The sequence below is a fragment of the Deferribacterota bacterium genome, assembly GCA_034189185.1.
In the GTDB taxonomy this organism is placed as follows: Bacteria; Chrysiogenota; Deferribacteres; order Deferribacterales; family UBA228; genus UBA228.
Window position 1 is genome coordinate 1 of the sequence record JAXHVM010000293.1, and the last position, 1,641, is coordinate 1,641.

At 31.7% G+C, this 1,641-nt stretch carries 3 protein-coding genes; all 3 read left to right on the forward strand.

Annotated elements, in window-relative coordinates:
- Window positions 1-316, forward strand: a 316-nt coding sequence (locus SVN78_11005; protein MDY6822134.1) for an NUDIX hydrolase, incomplete at its 5' end; no start/stop codon positions are given.
- Window positions 317-357: 41 nt separating this feature from the next.
- Complete coding sequence (locus SVN78_11010) at window positions 358-969, forward strand: hypothetical protein (protein ID MDY6822135.1); 612 nt, start codon at window positions 358-360, stop codon at window positions 967-969.
- 4 nt (window positions 970-973) lie between these two features.
- The coding region (locus tag SVN78_11015; protein ID MDY6822136.1) for a glycosyltransferase at window positions 974-1,641 on the forward strand (668 nt) is incomplete at its 3' end.

Below are 1,641 nucleotides of genomic sequence, written 5' to 3' on the forward strand. Positions count from 1 at the left end.
AGGAAATACTTGGGGTGTACCCGCTGGAAAAATGAATAGGGAGGAGAGTCTTAAAGTAGCTATTTTAAGAGAAATCTTTGAAGAAACAGGCTTAGAGTTAAAAGAAAAAGATATAAGTCATATTAAAGAAGTGTTTATAAAATACAAGGACTATGACTTTGTTTACCATATCTTTAATACGAAAGTTAATAAAGAACCAAAAGTAAAGATTAATAATAAAGAGCACAAAGCTTACAAGTGGATTAAACCAAAAGAGGCTTTGAAAATGGATTTAATAGAAGACTTAGATGCTTGTATTAAGTTATTCTACAAATAGAAATTTTTAATTCCTTTAGTCTAATATAGTATACTAATCACATGAACTTACCAGATATAATATTAACATTAGTCCAACAGGGGAAATACCCCATCCTCTTTATTGTATATCTAATAGAAGGTCCTATTGCAGGCTTTATATCAGCTCTTATTGCCTCTACAGGATCATTAGACATCATTACCGTATTTCTACTCCTTGTAACAGGTGAGATAGGAGCAGATATTATTTACTACTATATAGGTAAAAGCTCTTCGGAGCAGAAAATAAATAGGATATTAGCTAAATATGAAAAAGATGGTGTGTTGAAGGTAATCAAGGACACGTTTAATAGAAGTCCAATTAAAGCATTAATTTTTGTTAAATCAGTAATGTTTATCGCAGTTCCAAGCTTAATACTTTTAGGTAGATACCAATCTATGAAAATAAAAAAATTCGCAATATGGACAACCATAATATGTATAACAAAAGATACTATAGTATTACTCCTAGGATATTCCTTGGGTTTAAGTTTAGAATCATTTGTCCAGGGATACAATATATATAGAATAGTTGGTATTATATTGGCAATAGTAGGGATTGGATATATACTTTACAAGTCTTACCAAGAACAAATAGAGAGTTTTGCAATTAATTCATTGAAGAGAATACAATAGTGATATGAAAGAAAAAATACCGGTATCAATTATCATACCGACAAAAAACGAGCAGTTACACCTCCCTAGATTATTAGAGAGTATTGAGAATCAAACAGTTCAACCTGTTGATATAATAGTGTCTGATGCTGGCTCTAAAGATGGGACAGTAGAGATTGCTAAAGAACATAGTGTAAAGGTGGTAAAGGGAGGTATGCCAAGTGTTGGTAGAAATAAAGGGGCTCAGCAGAGTAGTGGAGAAATCCTCCTTTTTATGGATGCTGATACATATTTTCTGAAAGAAAACGATTTAAAGGAGATATATGAAAAATTTCAAGAGGGGAAATATGATATTGCCTCTTGCTATTTCAAAACCGAAGAAAGCTCAATATTTACCCAAGGTCTTCTTAATTTTCTTAAATGGTTTGCAACCAGAAAGTATAATCCTGTTCTTAAATCAGATTTTGGAGCTTTTTTGATAATTAGAAAGGACCCATTCGATAGGGTAAACGGTTTTAATGAGGAATTACTCATGATGGAGGATACTGATATAGTACAGAGATTAATAAGATTTGGGTATGTACATGGAATTATAAACAAAAAGATAGGGGTGTCTCTAAGTTTAGAAAAAAGAGGTAAAAAGAAATCCCTCTCCTGGAAAATGGTATTGGGAGTAATTTTAGGATATTTTTC

Bases quoted from the DNA above. Each gene is read 5' to 3' on its own strand.
- SVN78_11010 (MDY6822135.1), top strand. From the start codon at position 358: ATGAACTTACCAGATATAATATTAACATTAGTCCAACAGGGGAAATAC.